Source organism: Pseudomonas syringae, from assembly GCF_000737245.1.
GTDB lineage: Bacteria > Pseudomonadota > Gammaproteobacteria > Pseudomonadales > Pseudomonadaceae > Aquipseudomonas > Aquipseudomonas syringae_J.
The window spans coordinates 23,211-41,282 of the sequence record NZ_JPQU01000035.1; the positions used below are offsets into that span (position 1 = coordinate 23,211).

General features: G+C 57.8%; 17 protein-coding genes. 5 read left to right on the forward strand and 12 right to left on the reverse strand.

Translation table 11 applies throughout. The features are described 5' to 3' along the window. Positions 1 to 43: 43 nt before the first annotated feature. Complete coding sequence (locus IV01_RS12420; protein ID WP_032628674.1) at positions 44 to 2,104, reverse strand: S9 family peptidase; 2,061 nt, start codon at positions 2,102 to 2,104, stop codon at positions 44 to 46. A gap of 141 nt (positions 2,105 to 2,245) precedes the next feature. On the opposite strand from IV01_RS12420, the gene IV01_RS12415 reads away from it, so the two are divergent. The 3 genes from IV01_RS12415 to IV01_RS12405 all read left to right on the forward strand — a co-directional run bounded on the left by IV01_RS12415 (position 2,246) and on the right by IV01_RS12405 (position 4,213). Continuing rightward, a complete protein-coding gene (locus tag IV01_RS12415) occupies positions 2,246 to 2,725 on the forward strand; it encodes a hypothetical protein (protein ID WP_032628675.1) in 480 nt (159 codons plus the stop codon). 43 nt (positions 2,726 to 2,768) lie between these two features. Beyond that, positions 2,769 to 3,542, forward strand: a complete 774-nt coding sequence (locus tag IV01_RS12410; protein ID WP_032628676.1) for a class II glutamine amidotransferase — start codon at positions 2,769 to 2,771, stop codon at positions 3,540 to 3,542. A gap of 146 nt (positions 3,543 to 3,688) precedes the next feature. Further along, positions 3,689 to 4,213 (forward strand): DUF2937 family protein, encoded by a 525-nt coding sequence (locus tag IV01_RS12405; protein WP_032628677.1) that lies wholly within the window; start codon positions 3,689 to 3,691, stop codon positions 4,211 to 4,213. Between the two features lie 185 nt (positions 4,214 to 4,398). Here the strand turns inward: IV01_RS12405 and IV01_RS12400 are convergent, their stop codons facing one another. The 3 genes from IV01_RS12400 to IV01_RS12390 form a co-directional block, all read right to left on the reverse strand. Continuing rightward, a complete protein-coding gene (locus IV01_RS12400) occupies positions 4,399 to 5,577 on the reverse strand; it encodes a vWA domain-containing protein (protein ID WP_032628678.1) in 1,179 nt (392 codons plus the stop codon). A gap of 21 nt (positions 5,578 to 5,598) precedes the next feature. Then, the gene (locus tag IV01_RS12395) at positions 5,599 to 6,444 is read right to left on the reverse strand and encodes an AAA family ATPase (protein ID WP_032628679.1); all 846 of its coding nucleotides are present in this window, start codon (positions 6,442 to 6,444) and stop codon (positions 5,599 to 5,601) included. A gap of 247 nt (positions 6,445 to 6,691) precedes the next feature. After that, entirely contained in the window at positions 6,692 to 7,759 is a 1,068-nt protein-coding gene (locus tag IV01_RS12390) for a DUF748 domain-containing protein (RefSeq protein WP_032628680.1), read from the reverse strand. Between the two features lie 135 nt (positions 7,760 to 7,894). Between IV01_RS12390 and cysK the strand changes: the two genes are divergently transcribed. Both cysK and IV01_RS12380 read left to right on the forward strand, forming a co-directional pair. After that, positions 7,895 to 8,869 (forward strand): cysteine synthase A, encoded by a 975-nt coding sequence (gene cysK, locus IV01_RS12385; RefSeq protein WP_032628681.1) that lies wholly within the window; start codon positions 7,895 to 7,897, stop codon positions 8,867 to 8,869. 174 nt (positions 8,870 to 9,043) lie between these two features. Continuing rightward, the gene (locus tag IV01_RS12380; protein WP_032628682.1) at positions 9,044 to 9,982 is read left to right on the forward strand and encodes an aspartyl/asparaginyl beta-hydroxylase domain-containing protein; all 939 of its coding nucleotides are present in this window, start codon (positions 9,044 to 9,046) and stop codon (positions 9,980 to 9,982) included. Positions 9,983 to 10,042: 60 nt separating this feature from the next. Here the strand turns inward: IV01_RS12380 and IV01_RS12375 are convergent, their stop codons facing one another. From IV01_RS12375 to antA, 8 genes are all read right to left on the reverse strand, one after another. Continuing rightward, complete coding sequence (locus IV01_RS12375; RefSeq protein ID WP_032628683.1) at positions 10,043 to 10,729, reverse strand: ABC transporter ATP-binding protein; 687 nt, start codon at positions 10,727 to 10,729, stop codon at positions 10,043 to 10,045. Beyond that, positions 10,722 to 11,471, reverse strand: a complete 750-nt coding sequence (locus tag IV01_RS12370; protein ID WP_032628684.1) for an ABC transporter ATP-binding protein — start codon at positions 11,469 to 11,471, stop codon at positions 10,722 to 10,724. The genes IV01_RS12375 and IV01_RS12370 overlap by 8 nt, the downstream gene beginning before the upstream one ends. Beyond that, positions 11,468 to 12,496, reverse strand: coding sequence for a branched-chain amino acid ABC transporter permease (locus IV01_RS12365; RefSeq protein WP_032628685.1), 1,029 nt, complete (start codon positions 12,494 to 12,496; stop codon positions 11,468 to 11,470). The genes IV01_RS12370 and IV01_RS12365 overlap by 4 nt, the downstream gene beginning before the upstream one ends. Positions 12,497 to 12,507: 11 nt before the next feature. Continuing rightward, positions 12,508 to 13,419: a branched-chain amino acid ABC transporter permease gene (locus IV01_RS12360; protein WP_032628686.1), complete on the reverse strand. Its 912-nt coding sequence runs from the start codon at positions 13,417 to 13,419 to the stop codon at positions 12,508 to 12,510. Positions 13,420 to 13,483: 64 nt separating this feature from the next. Further along, the gene (locus IV01_RS12355) at positions 13,484 to 14,644 is read right to left on the reverse strand and encodes an ABC transporter substrate-binding protein (RefSeq protein ID WP_032628687.1); all 1,161 of its coding nucleotides are present in this window, start codon (positions 14,642 to 14,644) and stop codon (positions 13,484 to 13,486) included. A 101-nt stretch (positions 14,645 to 14,745) separates the two neighbouring features. Then, a complete protein-coding gene (antC, locus tag IV01_RS12350; RefSeq protein WP_032628688.1) occupies positions 14,746 to 15,771 on the reverse strand; it encodes an anthranilate 1,2-dioxygenase electron transfer component AntC in 1,026 nt (341 codons plus the stop codon). Between the two features lie 18 nt (positions 15,772 to 15,789). Continuing rightward, positions 15,790 to 16,281 carry an anthranilate 1,2-dioxygenase small subunit gene (gene antB, locus IV01_RS12345; protein ID WP_032628689.1) on the reverse strand — a complete coding sequence of 164 codons (492 nt, stop codon included), beginning with the start codon at positions 16,279 to 16,281 and terminating at the stop codon, positions 15,790 to 15,792. Positions 16,282 to 16,283: 2 nt separating this feature from the next. Further along, positions 16,284 to 17,687, reverse strand: a complete 1,404-nt coding sequence (gene antA / locus IV01_RS12340) for an anthranilate 1,2-dioxygenase large subunit (protein WP_032628690.1) — start codon at positions 17,685 to 17,687, stop codon at positions 16,284 to 16,286. Between the last annotated feature and the right edge of the window lie 385 nt (positions 17,688 to 18,072).

The window sequence follows — 18,072 nt, forward strand, 5'->3', positions numbered from 1 at the left end:
GCCTGGCCCTTGCTGCTACTAAGACACGCATTTGACTTCGAGTTCATTGTGCCAGCTGCAATACCTTGAAGATAAATCCATATTCGAGTGCCACGTCACGCAGACCCTGGTAGCGACCGCTCATGCCACCATGGCCCGCGCCCAGCTCGGTTTTGAGCAAAAGCAGATGCTCGTCGGTCTTGTGGGCACGCAATTTGGCCACCCACTTGGCCGCTTCCCAGTACTGCACACGGCTGTCGTTGTAGCCGGCAATCACCAGCATCGCCGGGTAGGCCTGGGCGCTGACATTCTCGTAGGGGGCGTAGGCTTTGATTCGCTCAAACACCTCTGGCTCCTGAGGGTTGCCCCATTCGTCGTACTCGGTGACGGTCAGCGGCAGGTCGGGATCGAGCATGGTGTTGAGCACATCGACAAATGGCACTTCGGCAATCGCGGCCTTGAACAGCTCGGGACGCTGATTGAGCACCGCACCGATCAGCAAACCACCGGCGCTGCCACCGCTGATCACCAGCTGTTCGGCACTGGTGCGGTTTTCGGCGATCAGGTGTTCAGCGCAACTGATGAAGTCATCGAAGGTGTTCTGCTTGTTTTCCTGTTTGCCGTCGCGATACCAGGCTTCACCCAGCTCGCCGCCGCCGCGCACATGGGCGATTGCAAAAGCCACGCCGCGATCCAGCAGACTCAGGCGCGCATGGGAAAACCACGGATCAAGACTTTCGCCATAGGCCCCGTAACCATAGAGATACAGCGGCGTCGGTTGTCCGGCCAGCTCGCGCTTGACCACCAGGCTGATCGGCACTTGGGTGCCGTCCTTGGCGGTTGCCCATAAACGCTGGCTGACGTAGGCGTCGGCATCGAACGGGCCGAGTACCGGGGTTTCCTTGAGGACCGTCTGTTCACCGCTGGCCAGAATCAGTTGGCGCACCTGAGCCGGGCGATTCAAGGACTGGTAGCGCAGGCGGATCCGTTGGCTGTCGAACTCCAACGTGTCCTGCACGTAGAGGCTGTAAGCGGCATCCGGCAACTGCACCCGGTAAGCGGGCAAACCTTGCGGGCGAACTTCGATGATCGGCAAGCCGCCTTCGCGCAGGCTCAGGGTCAAGGCGCTGGCATTCAGGCTCAGGCCCTCGAGCATCACCGTGTCACTGTGAGGGATCAGCACCTGCCAGTCGTTACGCGTCGGGACGCCCGTGGCGGGTTGCGGCGCGTGATACAGGGCAAAGTTGATCCCGTCCTGATTGCTGCGGATCAGCCAGCTCCACACGGCGTCCACTTTGCCGTGGTCGATGGAATACTCATGCCCGGCAACCCGTGGCGCCATGCACACGAAGGCATGCTCCGGTTTATCGGCATCCAGCACCCAGGCTTCGCTGGTAGTTTTACTGTCCAGGCCGAGGATCAGCTGCTTTTCTGAGCTGCTGCGATAACAGTGCAGGAAGAAGCGGCCATCCGGCTCGTTGAACACCAGGTCGGCGGAGTCAGCGCCCAAGCGGTGGCGGTACAGCTTGTGCGGGCGATGGGTGTCGTCGAGCTCGCCAAAAAACAGGGTCTGGCTGTCATTGGCCCAGGTCATGCTGCCGTCACAGTCTTCAAACGGCAGGCTGCTGACCTGACCGCTACTCAGCTCTTTTACATACAGCTGATAAACCTCTTCGCCAGTGGTATCCAGGCTGTAGGCAAGGCGCTGGTGATCCGGACTGATGCTGAACGCACCGAGGGAGAAAAAACCACCGGCCGCCAACACGTTAGGGTCAAGCAGGACCTCTTCGCGACTTTCATCGATGCTCAGCGAGTCGTCAGCCGGGCGCGGGCAGCGGTAGTGCCGGGCATACTCGTCACCTTCGGTGGTGCGGGTGTAGTACAGATAAGGCCCCCAGGGCGACGGCAGCGAGAGGTCGGTTTCGAGGATGCGGCCTTTGATTTCCTGGAACAGCGTCTCGCGCAAATCCTCCTGATCGGCCAGTTGCGCCTGCTGCCAGGCATTTTCTGCCTTGAGGTAGTCGAGCACTTCTTCAGTGTCGCGGTTCTGCAGCCAGGCATAAGGATCGGCGCCGTCGGCCTTGCGGGCAGTCGGGGCGGTGGAGCGTGAATTCGATAAGGTCATGCTGGGCTCTCGAGGGGGGCGCTGGGTGACAGTCCATGACAGCAAAAAGCCGCTTGGCAGACTATTACTCAAGCCGGACAAGCCGGGTTGGCGAAAAGCCGTTATCATAAGCGCCTCTTTACCTGCCTTACCACGGACGTCATGACCGAGAAAGATTTTCTTATCGCCTGGGGCCTTTATGCATTCGCTGCGTTGGGCTGTCTGCTGGTGTGGTTTCTGATGACCCGCTGGATGTGGCGATACCTGCGCGAACCCCTGTTGGTGATTGTTGGCGTGCTGCTCTTTACGCCGACCGTGATCGATCCGGTGAAAGACACTTACGCTCCGGCAATTGCCGTCACAGCCCTTGATCTGCTGTTCAAGGTTGGCAGCAATGTCTGGCGGGCCGTCTCTGACCTGGCCATGTACGGCATGATTGCCCTGGGTGTTTATCTGCTGTTCGTACTGATCCGCTGGCCGATCGAAAAAAGCTGGAAGGCGCGCCGTCCGCAGACCCCCGCCGAGCCTGCCTCGGTGGAGTCCGACAGCGACGACGAACCTTTCGCCCCGCGTGACAGCTACACCGCCAAGCCAGCCGTAGCGGCGGCTGGCAGCCGATCCAGGGTCGAGCCACGTCTCTAGCCTCTTTAGCGCCCAGGTGAACGTTTGCAAGCGAGAACCGAGCATGTGTGAATTACTGGGCATGAGCGCCAATGTCCCGACTGACATCGTTTTCAGCTTCACCGGGCTGATGCAGCGCGGTGGGCGCACAGGTCCGCATCGTGATGGCTGGGGCATTGCCTTTTACGAAGGACGTGGCCTGCGGTTGTTTCAGGATCCGGCCGCCAGCTGCGAGTCGGAAGTCGCGCAGCTGGTGCAGCGCTACCCCATCAAGAGCGAAGTGGTGATCGGCCACATCCGTCAAGCCAATGTCGGCCGAGTCTGCCTGTCCAATACCCATCCCTTCGTGCGTGAACTCTGGGGCCGCAACTGGTGCTTCGCCCACAACGGTCAGTTGGCTGACTTTGAACCACTGGCGACGTTCTATCGGCCGGTGGGGGATACCGACAGCGAGGCCGCGTTCTGCGATCTGCTCAATCAGGTCCGCGAGGCATTTCCCGAGCCGGTAGAAGTCGAAGAGTTGCTGCCCTCGCTCGTTGAAGCCTGCAGCAAATATCGCGGCAAGGGCGTTTTCAACTGCCTGCTCAGTGATGGCGACTGGTTGTTCTGTTTCTGCAGTACCAAGCTGGTGCAGATCACCCGGCGCGCACCGTTTGGTCCTGCGAGATTGAAAGATGTCGACGTGATCGTCGACTTTCAGGCTGAAACAACCCCCAATGACGTGGTTACGGTGATCGCCACCGAAGCGTTGACCGAAGACGAAATCTGGAACGCCTATGAACCGGGGCAGTGGGGTCTGTGGCGCAAGGGTGAGTGTGTGGCCAAGGGTGGTGTTTGATCACATGACAGGCTGCCCCCTGTGGGAGCGAGCTTGCTCGCGAATACGGTGTCCCATCCCATGGAGATTTGTCGGATGTAACGGCCCTTTCGCGAGCAAGCTCGCTCCCACAGTGGTTGAGTTCTAATCCGGAAAGAGGGATCTAAATGCTGCGAAGTTATCTGCGATTGGTCTTGTTCACGGCGGGCTTGTTGTTCGGGGTTCAGATACCGGGCTTTGTCAGCGACTATGGGAAACGCGTCGAAGCGCACCTGATTGAGGCACAGCAAAGCATCAAGGGCTATAACGCCACTGCTCAGCAGTTCTTCAAGGGTGATGTGCAGGCGCTGATCCAGCACTATCGCGAGAGCGAAGATCCGGTGTTCCGCAGCGATGCCGACAGCATCAACACGCTGCTGACCCGCGCTCAGGTGCTGCAACGTGAATGGCTCGCCATGCAAGGGCCCTGGTACAACCGGGCGTTGCACGTCGCTATCGCGGCGGATAGCGACATCCGTAAGGAAACCTGGAACGGCTACACGTGGCAGGTGCTTCTGGCCCCGGAAGTCATCGCCTGGGGCATCGTCTGCGCGCTGCTGCTGGCGCTGCTGGTCGAAAGCTTCTTCCTGATGATCGGCTGGGTGGTCAACGGCGGACGGCGCAAGCCGAAGCTGGAGCGCGATTGGCGCTGATCGCCGTCTGAATTGAAATGGTTTTTTGTAGGAGCGCGCTTGCCCGCGATGACGTCCGCGCAGGCGACAAATATGTTGGCGCTAAAATCTAATCGCGGGCAAGCGCTCTCCTACAGGTACTGTGTTTGCCACGCGACAGCGCTTTATCAGTGACCCTGCGGCACCATCTACAGAAGAACCTCTAACTACTTCGCCAAAAACCTCATCCCTTCTTCCAACCCCCTCAACGTCAACGGATACATCTGATCTTCGATCAAATCTCGCACGATATTGGTTGAGGTGGTGTAGGCCCAGGCGTCTTTCGGGTAGGGGTTGATCCAGATGAGTTTCTTGAACTTGGCCGTGAAACGCTGCATCCACAGGTAGCCAGGTTCTTCGTTCCAGTGCTCGACACTGCCCCCGGCCTGGGTGATTTCGTAAGGCGCCATTGAGGCGTCGCCGATGAAGATCACTTTGTAGTCCGCGCCATATTTGTGCAGCAGGTCCTGAGTGGAAATGCGCTCCGAGCCGCGTCGCAGGTTGTTCTTCCACACCGATTCATAGATGAAGTTATGGAAGTAGAAATACTCCAGATGCTTGAATTCGGTCTTGCACGCCGAGAACAGCTCTTCGCAGACTTTGACGTGGGCATCCATTGAGCCGCCGATGTCGAACAGCAATAGCAGCTTGATGGTATTGCGACGTTCCGGACGCATCTGGATGTTCAGCAGCCCCGCATCACGGGCGGTGTGGTCGATGGTGCCGTCAATGTCCAGTTCTTCAGCGGCGCCCTGACGAGCGAATTTGCGCAGGCGGCGCAGGGCGATCTTGATGTTGCGGGTGCCGATTTCCACCTGATCGTCGAGGTTTTTGTACTCGCGCTGATCCCAGACCTTGACCGCTTTACCCTTGCGCTCGCCCGCATCACCGACTCGTATGCCTTCCGGGTTGTAGCCACCCGAGCCAAACGGGCTGGTGCCGCCGGTGCCGATCCATTTATTGCCGCCGGCGTGACGTTCCTTTTGCTCCTCCAGACGTTTCTTGAATTCCTCGATGAGCTTGTCCAGGCCACCCAGCGATTGAATCTGCGCCCGTTCTTCATCTGTCAGGGAGCGCTCGAATTCCTTGCGCAGCCAGTCTTCCGGGATCAGCGCCTTGAGGTGGTCATCGAGTTTTTCCAGGCCATTGAAGTAGGCACTGAACGCCCGGTCGAACTTGTCGAAATGGCGCTCGTCCTTGACCAGAATCGTGCGGGCGAGAAAGTAGAACTCGTCCATGTCGGCGAACGTGACACGCTGTTTGAGCGCGTTGATCAGATCCAGCAGTTCGCGAACCGAGACCGGCACTTTCGCGGCGCGCATTTCGTTAAACAGATTGAGCAGCATGGCTGTTGACGCTCCGCAGAATCAGCGATTACCGCGACGGCTCATGAACGCCAGGCGCTCCAGCAACTGGACGTCCTGTTCATTCTTGACCAGCGCTCCGGCCAGCGGCGGAATGGCTTTAGTGGGATCACGCTCACGCAGCACCGCTTCGCCAATGTTGTCGGCCATCAGCAGTTTCAGCCAGTCCACCAGCTCCGAAGTGGAGGGCTTTTTCTTCAGGCCGGGCACTTTGCGCACGTCGAAGAACACGTCCAGGGCTTCGCTGACCAGATCCTTCTTGATGTCGGGATAGTGCACATCAACAATTTTCTGCAGCGTGGCGCGATCCGGGAAAGCGATGTAGTGGAAGAAGCAGCGGCGCAGAAAGGCGTCCGGCAACTCCTTCTCGTTATTGGAGGTAATGATGATGATCGGGCGGACCTTGGCCTTGATGGTTTCGTCGATCTCGTAGACGTAGAACTCCATCTTGTCGAGTTCTTGCAGCAGATCGTTGGGGAATTCGATGTCAGCTTTGTCGATTTCATCGATCAGCAGAATCACTCGCTCTTCGGCCTCGAAGGCTTCCCAGAGCTTGCCTTTCTTCAGGTAGTTGCGCACGTCGTGGACTTTATCCACGCCCAGTTGCGAGTCCCGCAGGCGGCTGACGGCATCGTATTCGTAAAGGCCCTGGTGAGCCTTGGTGGTGGATTTGATGTGCCATGTGATGAGCCTGGCGCCGAATGACTCGGCCAGTTGTTCGGCGAGCATGGTCTTGCCCGTGCCGGGTTCGCCCTTGACCAGCAGCGGGCGCTCCAGGGTAATTGCCGCGTTGACCGCCAGCTTGAGGTCGTCAGTGGCGACGTATGCGCGGGTGCCTTCGAACTTCATCTATGAATCCTCGGTAAACAATGCGCCGACTATAGCGCGAGGCTTTGCCGACTGTGAATGTGGACCGGGTATTCAGTCGGTGAATCGGCGGTCAGCCTCGCATACGTTGCTGGGACTCAATGAAGAACTAACTGTGGGAGCGAATTTATTCGCGAAAGCGGTGTGTCAGACGCAGATATTTTTTCAGGCCCGACGCTTTCGCGAATGAATTCGCTCCCACAGGAGTTGTGTTCATCCAGCGGTAAATCTACCCCTTACTGTTGTCGTACCGCGCATTGAAAGCCTGCACGAAGGCATTGCGTAGTATCTGCAAAAACGCCTGGAATGCACTGATGTCCTGTTTGTGCACGCTGCCGCTGAGCTCCACACGGGTGGCAAACTGGTTCTCGCTCTGGTTTTTCAACACGGTTTCGCTGCCACCGACTACCGCTTCCCAGATCGAGCGGAAGAAACCTTTGTTCTCGTTTTGCACATCCTGCTTCCAGTTGAAGACGTCCACATCTCGCAACAGCGGCTTGATGTAACCGCTGAGCTGGCCTTTGGTGGCCTGGGCTTCGATCACCAAATCACCGTGTCCGGCGTTGAAGTCGAAATTGCCGTAGGCGGCTGAAAAGTCGTTGAGGCGCTTGAGTTCGACGCCGGTAGTGCGCAGACGGAAGTCGAAATCCTCGAAGTTGCTGAATGGATCGAAAGTCGCGCTGGCTTCCATGTTGGCGTGGCCCATAAACAGAGCCTTGCCTTCGAAGCGGGCGTCGCGATTGCCTTTGACGTCCTCAACGTTGGTCAGGTTATAGAGGCTGGCGTTGACCTTGTCGGCTTGCAGCTTAACCTTGGGCGTGGTGCTGAAATTATTGAAGGTGATCTTCCCGTCGTCGATCCGCACCTCGTTAAGGGTGAACGGCAGCAGTTTGTTCATCTGTTCACGCCAGTCGGTGCCCTGACCGGTCTGTGAGGCCTGCTTGTTGGCGCCGCCATCGACAAAGTTGAGCTCCGGCTGGACGAAGGTCACTTCAGCGACCACCGCATGGTCGTACCACAGATGCTTCCAGCTTACCGCAAGGTCAATGACTGGCACTTTGACGAACGGGACCGGCACCTTGCCGTCGACCTTGACGATGTTCAGCCCGTTGATCTTGTACGCGCCGCGCCACAATGCCAGGTCAACGTCAGTCACCTGGCCTCGGTAATCGCCCATATCGGCGAGTTTGTCATTCAGGTAGTTGCGCACCAAATAGGGCAGGGCGATGTGTACTGCGATCAACAACACAACGATCCCGGCCAGGGTCCAGAGTGGCCAGCTGTATCGACGTTTCATGGTGTGGGTCTCAGGTTCTGATGTGTGGTTGACTCTTGGCGCGGGCATCCGTTCGCTGCGACTGGACGTCAACCGTACTTGAGGCATAGGCTTTGATTTTTATGCCACTTGACGAACGTGCACAAGGACACCGCCATGAGCCGTATCTACGCTGACAACGCCCACTCCATCGGCAACACCCCACTGGTGCAGATCAATCGGATCGCGCCGCGTGGCGTGACGATTCTGGCCAAGATCGAGGGCCGCAATCCGGGCTACTCGGTGAAGTGCCGGATCGGCGCGAACATGATCTGGGACGCTGAAAGCAAGGGCAAACTCAAGCCCGGCATGACCATCATCGAACCTACCTCCGGCAATACCGGCATTGGTCTGGCGTTCGTGGCCGCGGCCCGGGGTTATAAATTGATGCTGACCATGCCCGCCTCAATGAGTATCGAGCGACGCAAGGTTCTCAAGGCTCTGGGCGCCGAGCTGGTACTGACCGAACCCGCTAAAGGCATGAAAGGTGCCATTGAAAAGGCTGAAGAGCTACTGGCCAACAACCCTGAAACATTCTTCATGCCCGCGCAGTTCGAAAACCCGGCCAACCCGGCGATTCACGAAAAGACCACCGGCCCCGAAATCTGGAACGACACCGACGGCACTATCGACGTGCTGGTCGCTGGCGTCGGCACCGGCGGGACCATCACCGGTGTTTCGCGCTATATCAAAAATACTGCTGGCAAGCCGATCCTGTCGGTTGCGGTGGAACCGTTGGGTTCGCCGATCATCACCCAGGCCCGCGCCGGCGAAGAAATCAAACCCAGCCCCCACAAGATTCAAGGTATTGGTGCTGGTTTCATCCCGAAAAACCTCGATCTGTCGTTGGTCGATCGGGTTGAACTGGTCAGTGACGACGAAGCCAAATCCATGGCCCTGCGTTTGATGCAGGAAGAAGGAATTTTGTGTGGCATCTCTTGTGGTGCAGCAATGGCTGCCGCCGTGCGCATGGCCGAAACCCCGGAGATGCAGGGCAAAACCATTGTGGTGATCCTGCCGGATTCCGGCGAGCGCTACCTGTCGAGCATGCTGTTCAGTGACCTGTTCACCGATCAGGAAATGCAGCAGTAACGGAGCCCTTTAACGCAGCCCTTTACGCTCGTCGGCTTCTTGTCAGGCGGGCGAGCGTTTATGATGCGCGGCTGGCGAACCGCCATTGGGTGGTTCGCACCGTCCCTGATCAGCCTGAAAGATGCACAGCAGTACGTTCAGTGGCAGGTTATTGCCTGTTTCGAGGAGAGATAAATGACGTTTTCATTCGCTGCCAAAGCATCGATCCTGATGCTATTCCTGGCTAGCACGCTTTATGTGCATTTGCGTGGCAAGGCGCGATTGCCGCTGTTACGTCAGTTCGTCAACCACTCGGCGCTGTTCGCCCCGTACAACGCCCTGATGTACCTGTTTTCCAAAGTGCCGTCCAAGCCGTATCTGGACCGCAGCGCTTTTCCCGAGCTGGATGTGCTCAAGAACAACTGGCAGACGATTCGCGAAGAAGCCATGCATTTGTTCGACGAGGGCTATATTCGCGCCGCCGAAAAGAATAACGACGCCGGTTTTGGCTCGTTCTTCAAAAAAGGCTGGAAGCGTTTTTACCTGAAGTGGTACGACAAGGCCCTGCCATCCGCCGAGGCCCTGTGCCCGAAGACGGTTGCATTGGTCAATTCGATTCCCAACGTCAAGGGCGCGATGTTCGCCTTGCTGCCGGGCGATAGCCACCTCAACCCGCATCGCGATCCGTTTGCCGGCTCGTTGCGTTATCACTTGGGTTTGTCCACGCCGAATTCGGACGACTGCCGCATTTATGTCGACGGTCAGGTCTATGCCTGGCGCGACGGCGAAGACGTGATGTTTGATGAGACTTACGTGCATTGGGTCAAGAACGAGACCGCAGTGACCCGCGTCATTCTGTTCTGCGACATCGAACGCCCGTTGCGCAGCCGGATCATGACCCGTGTCAATCGTGCGGTCAGCGCCTTCCTGGGCCGCGCCACTGCGCCGCAGAACACCGACGACGAACGCGTCGGCGGGATCAATCAGGCCTACGCCTGGAGCAAGCGCTTCAGTGACACCTTCAGTGGCAAGGTCAAACAGTTCAAACGCAAGAACCCCAAGGCCTACCGCATCCTGCGCCCGGTGCTGGCGGTGATTGTGTTGGGGTTGTTGGCTTATTGGTTGTTTGGTTAATAACCAAACCAAACCAGACCGAAGCTTCCTGGAGCCAGGCCTGACCTGGCTCCAGTAGATTCAAACGCCGAGATAGCGTTGCGATAATTCCGGCGCCTCGGCCAACTGGGCAGGCGTTCCCAGCCAGACCTGCCGACCCTTTTCGATGATGTGGTGGCAATCGACCACGCGAGCCATCTCCTTGAGGTTCTTGTCGATCACCAGAATGGTTTCGCCTTCGGCCTTCAGGTTGGCGATGCAACTCCAGATGGTTTCGCGAATGATTGGTGCCAAACCTTCGGTTGCTTCATCGAGGATGAGCAAATCGGGGTTGGTCATCAAGGCCCGGCCCGTCACCAGCATTTGCTGTTCACCACCGGAGAGGGTTTTGGAGAGCTGATCCTGGCGCTCCTGCAAACGCGGGAACAGCTGGTAAATTCGCGCCAGATCCCACTTCCCGCGGGTGGACGTCGCCAGCAGATTCTCTTTCACGCTCAAACTGCCGAACGCGCGGCGGCCCTCGGGCACCAGACCCAGCCCCGCCTGGGCGATTCGATAAGGGGACGCGCCACGCATTTCTTTGCCGTGGATTTTCACGCTGCCCGAGGTGGGTTTGAGCAAGCCCATGATCGATTTCACGGTGGTGGTTTTGCCCATCCCGTTACGGCCGATCAATGACACCACTTGCCCACGTTCGATGGTCAAGTGCATATCGAACAGCACCTGACTCAAGCCATAACCGGCCTGCAATCCGCTGACTTCAAGCATGTTCTTCTCCCAGATAAGCTTCGCGCACGAGAGGGTCCTGACGGATTTGCTCGACGCTGCCGGTAAGGATTGTCTGCCCGTAGACCAGCACGGTAATGCGATCGGCGAGGGCAAAAACCGCATCCATGTCGTGCTCCACCAACAGGATCGAACAGGTGCCTTTGAGTTCTTGCAACAGTTGGGTCATGCGCGCGGACTCTTCCGCGCCCATGCCCGCCATGGGTTCGTCGAGCAATAACAGTGCGGCCTGCTGTGCCAGGGCCAGGGCAATCTCCAATTGGCGGCGTTCGCCGTGGGACAGCTCGCTGACCATCGACTGACTACGAGGGCCGAGACCGACCCTTTGCAGGTAACCCTTGGCCGGCTCGAGTAAACGCTGGTCGCTACTGAGCGGGCGCCACATCCCGAAGGTTTTGCCCTCCCGTGCGGCGATCGCCAGGGCGACGTTTTCCAGCAGGGTGAATTCCGGATACAGCTGGCTGACCTGAAAAGCACGGGCCAAACCCAATGCAGGGCGTTTATGGGCTGCTACGTCGGTAATGTCCTCTCCTGCGAACAGGATGCGCCCTTTATCAGGTTTGATTTCACCGGCAATCTGCGCGATCAGCGTCGACTTGCCCGCGCCATTGGGGCCAATGATGGCGTGCAGCTCTCCGACCAGTACCTCCAGGCTCGCGCCATTGGTGGCCTTGACTGCGCCGAAGGATTTTTCCAGGCCCTGAATGGACAGTTGTGGCGTCATTGGCGGACCTCACTGACAGGTTTGACGTTGACCGTTGGGGGCCGGGGCGCTGGTTTGAGCCTGCGCGGTAGTGGGGTGAGCAGCAGGCCGTACAAGCCTTTCTTGCCGAATAACACCACCAGCAACAGCAGTGGCCCGAAGATCAACAACCAGTGCTCGGTCCATAAGCTCAATACCTGTTCCAACCCCAGATAAATCGCCGCGCCGAGGATCGGGCCGAGCAAGGTGCCAACGCCGCCGAGAATGACCATCGCCATCAATTCACCGGATTTGTTCCAGGCGCCCATGTCAGGGCTGACGAACATCGCGTAATTGGCCCACAGAATCCCTGCCAATCCACCGCCTACACCCGCAATGACGAACGCAGTCAGGCGATAGCGCAGTGGATGCAGGCCAAGGCTGACGCTGCGTCGTTCGCTTTGCTTGAGGCCGCGCAAAGCGAAGCCAAAGCGCGAGTTGACCAGCCGCCGACAAAACAGCAGCCAGCCCACCAATAGCGCTACGCACAGGTAATAGAACTGCACCGGGTTGGCCATGTTCACCCCGGGCAGCGAGTTGCGCTCAGTCAGCAGGATGCCGTCGTCGCCACCGTACAGGGACATCGAGCCGAGCACGAAATACAGCATCTGGCCGAATGCCAGGGTGATCATGATGAATTGCACACCGCTGGTGCGCAGCGACAGATAGCCGGTCACCAAGGCAAACAGCGCACAGATCAGCAGCGATAGTGGCCAGATGATCAGGGCGCTGTTTGAGCCTTCCCAGCCCCACAGCGGCATCGCCTGTGAAGTGTGAAAGGCCACGATACCAACCACATAACCACCCAACCCGAAATAGGCGGCGTGGCCGAAGCTGATCATCGCGCCATAGCCGATCAGCAGATCGAGGCTGGCTGCGGCCATGCCGTAAATCGCCAGACGGGTGAACAGGCTGATCAAGAAGGGTTCTTTGAGCAACATTGCCAGCATCGGCAAAAGGGCGAAAATCCCAAGACACAGTAGATCGATAATGACTCGACGGGACATGTTGTTCTCCTCTAGGCGCGGGCTGGCAGCAGGCCGCGGGGACGCACCAGCAGCACCAACGCCATGACGATATAAGCGCTGGCGGAAATCAGCCCACCGCTGATGGTGCCGCTGACCTGTGGGGGCAGCAGTTGGTCGAGTAGTTGCGGGATGTAGGCGCGGCCCAGGCCATCAACCATGCCGATCAGCAGGGCACCAGCCATGGCGCCGCGCACTGAGCCGACACCACCGACCACAATCACCACGAAGGTCGTGATCAAGACTTTTTCGCCCATGCCGATTTCCACCGACAGCAGCGGAGCAGCCATGAACCCTGCCAGGCCGCAAAGGACACAGCCGAAGACAAATACCAGGGTGTATAGCCGGGAAATATTGACCCCCAGCGCGCCGACCATTTCATGGTCATCGGCACCGGCGCGAATCAACATACCCAAGCGCGTGTGGTTGATTAACAGCCACATGCCCAGAGCGACCAGCGCCCCTGCCACGATGAACAGCAGACGACTGACCGGGTACATTAACCCAGGCAGCACCTCGACGAAGCTTCCGTACCATTCAGGTGTCGGCATCGCAGGCGGGCTGCGGCCCACCAAAACAGTGATGGCTTCATTGGTAAAAAACACAATCGCCAGGGTCGCCAGTACCTGATCCAGATGATCGCGGCTGTACAGGCGCTTCATGATCGAGGTTTCGATCACCAGCCCATAGAGTGCAGAGCCCGTGATGGCTGCCAGACCGGCGAGCCAGAAGGAGTTGGTCGCCATGGCGGTATAGGCGGCGCAGAACGCACCCACCATGTAGAACGCGCCGTGGGCCAGGTTGATCACGCCCATGATGCCGAAGATCAGCGTCAGGCCAGAAGCCAGCAAGAACAGCAACGCGCTGTACTGCAGGCCGTTAAGGATTTGTTCGATCAATAACATGGTGTTTGCCCTGCCAAAAAGCGCCTGCGCGATCAAGCGGCAGGCGCGGAACCGAAACGCTGAATCACATCGCGCATTGCTCGGCGTAGCTGTCCACTTGCGATTTGGCGATGGTCTTGACCGGGACCTCCACCAGCTTTCCGGAGGCATCGGCTTCGACGCGCAGCAAGTACCAGTCGATGATTGAGTGCTGATTTTTGGCGAAGCGGAAATCCCCGCGGATTGAGTCGAATTTGACGTTGCGCATAGCCGTTCGGAATACCTCAGCATCCGAGACCTTGCCGCCTGAGGCCTTGAGTGCCGCGCCTATCAGGCGGGCGGTGTCGTAGGTCTGGGCGGCGTAAACGGTCGGGACGCGGTGGTATTTTTCGGTAAAGGCTTTGACGAAGGCCTGGTTGGCCGGGTTATCCGATTGAGGGTTCCACAAGGTCACAATGCTGGTGCCCTTCGCAACGTCGCCAACGGCCGCAAGCATGCGTTCATCCATGGAGAACACCGGGACTACCATTGGGATAGTCTTGTTGAGGCCCGCGCCACCATATTGCTTGGCGAAGTTGATCCCGGCACCGCCCGGATGGAACTGGAAGATGGCGTCAGGGGCGAGGGAGCGAACCCGGGCCAGCTCAACCGAGAAATCCAGTTGGTTGAGCTTGGTGTAGATCTCGGTGACTTCGCCTTTGAAGGTGCGTTTGAAACCTTCCAGTGCGTCACGGCCGCCTTGGTAGTTAGGGGCCAGGATCACCATTTTTTTGTAGCCCAGTTCGTTGGCTGCGCGGCCGGCCATTTCGTGAGGCAGGTCGTTCTGGTACGAGGCTACAAAATAATTTGGCTTGCACTGGGCGCCAGCCAGGTTAGATGGCGCAGTGTTATTGCTGACGTAAAAGCCTTTCTCCAGAGCTGTGTTTACCATTGCGGCCAAGACGTTTGAGAAAATCACCCCGGTGTACAGCTGAATACCGTCCAGGCTCATACGATCGACAATCTGTTTGGCTTTGGCGGGTTGCAGGCCATCGTCCTCGATCACCATCTGAACAGGCACACCGCCCAGCTTGCCGTCTTCCTGATCAATCGCCAGTTGGAAACCATCGCGTGAGTCTTCACCCAGATAACCTGCAGGCGTCGATAGGGTGGTGATAAAGCCGATGCGCACCGGATCCTGCGCCTGCACGGTGAAAGTGGCAGCCGCGGTGGCCGCAAGCAATGCACGCAATAGTGGTTTTTTCATAATGCCGCCTTGATGAATGTCCGCGTCTGAGCGCGCGTTCGTGAGTGGAGGGCAGTAATTAAAGGGTCGCGCTAATGTTCTGGGCCACACACTGAGCGGAGTCAGGTGTTGCTCTCGGTGAATTTTTCCAGGTACAGGTGAGCGTTATTCAGGTTCTGGGCAGAGAGCCAGGTCTTGATCGACTCGACCATAGGCGGCGGTCCGCACAGGTAAAGGTCAGAGGCTGTGTCGCGCAGTTCGCTCGCATCGAAGTGCTCGGCGATGTAGCCACGCTTGCCGGTCCATTGGGGGTCAGGGTCACTGATCACCGGGCTGAATCGAAAGCCTGGAATGCGCTCGGCATAGGCCGCGATGCGTGCGGTTTCGCACAGGTCTGCCGCGTCGCGCACCCCGTAGTACAGATGTACGGGTTGCCCACAGCCGCCGCGCTCCGCCAGCTCATCGAGCATGCCAAGGAAGGCTGAAAGCCCGGTGCCGCCGGCGACGAAGATCAAGGGTTTGTCCACATGCCTGAGATAGAACGCCCCCAAGGGGGCTTCAAGCATGATTTCGTCGCCAATAACGCAGCGCTCGCGGATGTAATTGCTCATGACGCCATCTGGCAACAAGCGGATCAGAAACTGCAGTTGATTAGTGGTGTTGGGGCGGTTGGCAAATGAATACGAGCGCTTCTGCTGGGTACCGGGCACTTGTAGTCGCGCGTACTGGCCGGGAAGAAAATCCAGCTGCTGGCCGTCAGCACCCGCATCGACATGCAGGATCGCGGTGTTGGGTGAAATCTGTTCCACGGCTCGCACGATGCCTCGAAGCGGAGCGGGGCCGACGGCGTTGCACAGCGTCGATGCGAAGTCGAAGTAGAACGCGGCGTCGGATTTGATACGGGTCTGGCAGGTGAGCATTTTTCGCTGTGCCAGGTCCTGTTCCGACAGGGCTTCCTCATCCACGTAGTCCTGGCTGTATTCCCCTGAATCGCAGCGGCCCTGACAGGTGCCGCACACGCCCTCGCGGCAATCAAGCGGTATGTTGATACCGCTGCGCATCGCTGCATCCAGCAAAATTTCGTTGCCGTTTACCGGGAAGAACAGGGTTTTGCCATCGGCAAAACTGAACGCGACCTTGTGACTCATGGCCATGACTTCCAAAAATCAGAGATGGTAGAAATCGAGCACCGAATTGATGGTGTCGTTGAGCAGCAACACGTGCTTACGGGTGATCTTCCAGCTGTCACCTTCGGGTTTAAGCTGGTAAGTGGCACGCCCGTAAAACTGCTCGGAAGTGGCCTGGCGGTAGAACAATGTTTGCCAGTTGACTTGTACTTGCAGCTGATCGTCGTCGCGCTGTTCGATTCTCACGTTGTTGATCATGTGCAGGGTGCGCGGCATCGGTGTGGCCGAAGCTGCTTTACCGGTGCGCAGGCGGAACACCCGGTCCTCCAGCCCGCCCCGGTTGGCGTAGTAGATCAATGACATCTGACGTTTCGGGTCAGTGGTGTAGACGTGCTCTGAATCCCACTGAGGCAGGTGGAACTCACTGTTCTCGTCGAACAGCTCGATGTAGGCGTCCCAATCCTGGGCATCGCACAGTTCGGATTTGCGGTAGAAAAATTGTTCGATGCGGTATTGCAGTTGCGAATTCATGTTCACACCTCGTGCAGCTTCAGGGATTGTTCTTCAGCGGCCTTGCGGGCCAAGCCTTCCAGCAGAAAACGCTGCCAGTTGCCGTGCTGATTGACGTACAGCCCTTCGTGGGTGAACTCGGTTCCGGTCAATGCCGGTTGGATGCCAATGGCTTCGCTGTTCGGCGTGGCGCCTTTGACCCACTTCTCGTGGCCCCGGGAAATATCGCTCCAACGCTCCAGGCGTGCCTGGAAACCCCGTTGTGCTTCACGGAATTCAACCAGGTCATCGGGCGTGCCGAGACCGGACACATTGAAGAAATCTTCGAACTGGCGTATCCGGTTTTCACGGTCCGCGTCGGACTCGTTCTTGACCCCCAGGCATTGGCTGATCACCTCGGTCTTGTTCCAGGCCACCGGGCGGATGATGCGCAGCTGCGAGCTGATCTGATCGAGGAAAAACAGGCTTGGGTAAATGTTCAGGTTACGCAGGCGGTGCATCATCCACTCAGCCTTAGACTGGCCATGTTCTTCAACCAGGCGCGGCATGATGGTGGCGTAGCCCGAGCGCACGGCAGGGTTGGGCATATCACTGAACAGGACACTGTGGCCGTTGTTGAAAGAGAACCAGCCGTCGTCGGTTTCAGCATCACCGGCGCCCAGCTTGCTGTAGTCCAGGGTGCTGCCACCGCTCAGGCCTTTTTCGGCGTTGACCTGCTGGCGGTGCTGCACGGTGCTGACGTAGTTGTAGTGCACGGTGCTGACGTGGTAACCGTCCAGGCCGTTTTCGTTCTGTAGTTTCCAGTTGCCGTCGTAGGTGTAGGCAGATTTGCCCGACAGTACTTCCAGCTCGCCGTCCGGCGATTGCGCGACCATCATGTCGAAGAACACCTTCGCGTCACCGAGAAACGTTTCCAGGCTATCGGTGCCGTTGACGTCCAGGCTGATGAACACGAATCCTTTGTAGCTTTCGATCCGGGCTTTTTTCAGGCCGCGGGTGGCCTTGTCGAAATCTTCCGGATACTCGCCCGGTGCCTTGACCTTCACCAAGCGGCCGTCGCTTTTGTAGCACCAGGCGTGAAACGGACAGGTGAACGTCGATTGGTTGCCCTTGCCGACTCGGGTCAGGGTGGTGCCGCGATGCTGGCAGGCATTGATCAGTGCGTTCAGCTCGCCGTTGCCGTCGCGGGTAATGATCATTGGCTGGCGACCGGCGCGCATGGTCACAAAGTCATGTTTGTTAGCCAGTTCGCTTTCGTGGCACGCGTAGATCCAGTTTTTTTCGAAGATCAGTTCCATTTCCAGGTCAAACAATTCCGGCTCGGTGAACATGTCCCGGGCAATGCGAAATATGCCTTCTACCGGACGGAAGTCCAGGCAACCTTCAATAAAGTTTTTCCAGTCTTCGATGCTCTTTGCCGTGTGCATAGCTGTTTACCTGTTTGTACCGGGTCAATCCGTGCAGCCATTAAAGGAGTTGTGTCGGCAGGGGTCTATCCGATTAATAGGTGATCACAGTCCATAAAATTGGATAGGGCTGTGCTGGCCGTAAACAAAGGAATGGGTGGCCTATGGCTAGGCAGTGAATAAATCGCTGAAGCTAAGTAAGTGGATACGACTGGCCCATAAACGGGATAGTGCGACCAACATTAATACTGCTTAATCAGTCGCGCACGATTTACCGGAGCCTGTGCCGGGGCTGAAGAACGACTCGGTTAACAATAAGAAAGTGTCGTGCCATTCATATTAATAAAGAAACAACTGCCATCACTTGGAGTGATCGTTTGGTCACACCGCTTATTAATGTGCCCAC

Coding starts and splice junctions, on each gene's coding strand:
- IV01_RS12420 (WP_032628674.1), bottom strand. CDS start 2,104: ATGACCTTATCGAATTCACGCTCCACCGCCCCGACTGCCCGCAAGGCC.
- IV01_RS12415 (WP_032628675.1), top strand. CDS start 2,246: ATGACCGAGAAAGATTTTCTTATCGCCTGGGGCCTTTATGCATTCGCT.
- IV01_RS12410 (WP_032628676.1), top strand. CDS start 2,769: ATGTGTGAATTACTGGGCATGAGCGCCAATGTCCCGACTGACATCGTT.
- IV01_RS12405 (WP_032628677.1), top strand. CDS start 3,689: ATGCTGCGAAGTTATCTGCGATTGGTCTTGTTCACGGCGGGCTTGTTG.
- IV01_RS12400 (WP_032628678.1), bottom strand. CDS start 5,577: ATGCTGCTCAATCTGTTTAACGAAATGCGCGCCGCGAAAGTGCCGGTC.
- IV01_RS12395 (WP_032628679.1), bottom strand. CDS start 6,444: ATGAAGTTCGAAGGCACCCGCGCATACGTCGCCACTGACGACCTCAAG.
- IV01_RS12390 (WP_032628680.1), bottom strand. CDS start 7,759: ATGAAACGTCGATACAGCTGGCCACTCTGGACCCTGGCCGGGATCGTT.
- cysK (WP_032628681.1), top strand. CDS start 7,895: ATGAGCCGTATCTACGCTGACAACGCCCACTCCATCGGCAACACCCCA.
- IV01_RS12380 (WP_032628682.1), top strand. CDS start 9,044: ATGACGTTTTCATTCGCTGCCAAAGCATCGATCCTGATGCTATTCCTG.
- IV01_RS12375 (WP_032628683.1), bottom strand. CDS start 10,729: ATGCTTGAAGTCAGCGGATTGCAGGCCGGTTATGGCTTGAGTCAGGTG.
- IV01_RS12370 (WP_032628684.1), bottom strand. CDS start 11,471: ATGACGCCACAACTGTCCATTCAGGGCCTGGAAAAATCCTTCGGCGCA.
- IV01_RS12365 (WP_032628685.1), bottom strand. CDS start 12,496: ATGTCCCGTCGAGTCATTATCGATCTACTGTGTCTTGGGATTTTCGCC.
- IV01_RS12360 (WP_032628686.1), bottom strand. CDS start 13,419: ATGTTATTGATCGAACAAATCCTTAACGGCCTGCAGTACAGCGCGTTG.
- IV01_RS12355 (WP_032628687.1), bottom strand. CDS start 14,644: ATGAAAAAACCACTATTGCGTGCATTGCTTGCGGCCACCGCGGCTGCC.
- antC (WP_032628688.1), bottom strand. CDS start 15,771: ATGAGTCACAAGGTCGCGTTCAGTTTTGCCGATGGCAAAACCCTGTTC.
- antB (WP_032628689.1), bottom strand. CDS start 16,281: ATGAATTCGCAACTGCAATACCGCATCGAACAATTTTTCTACCGCAAA.
- antA (WP_032628690.1), bottom strand. CDS start 17,687: ATGCACACGGCAAAGAGCATCGAAGACTGGAAAAACTTTATTGAAGGT.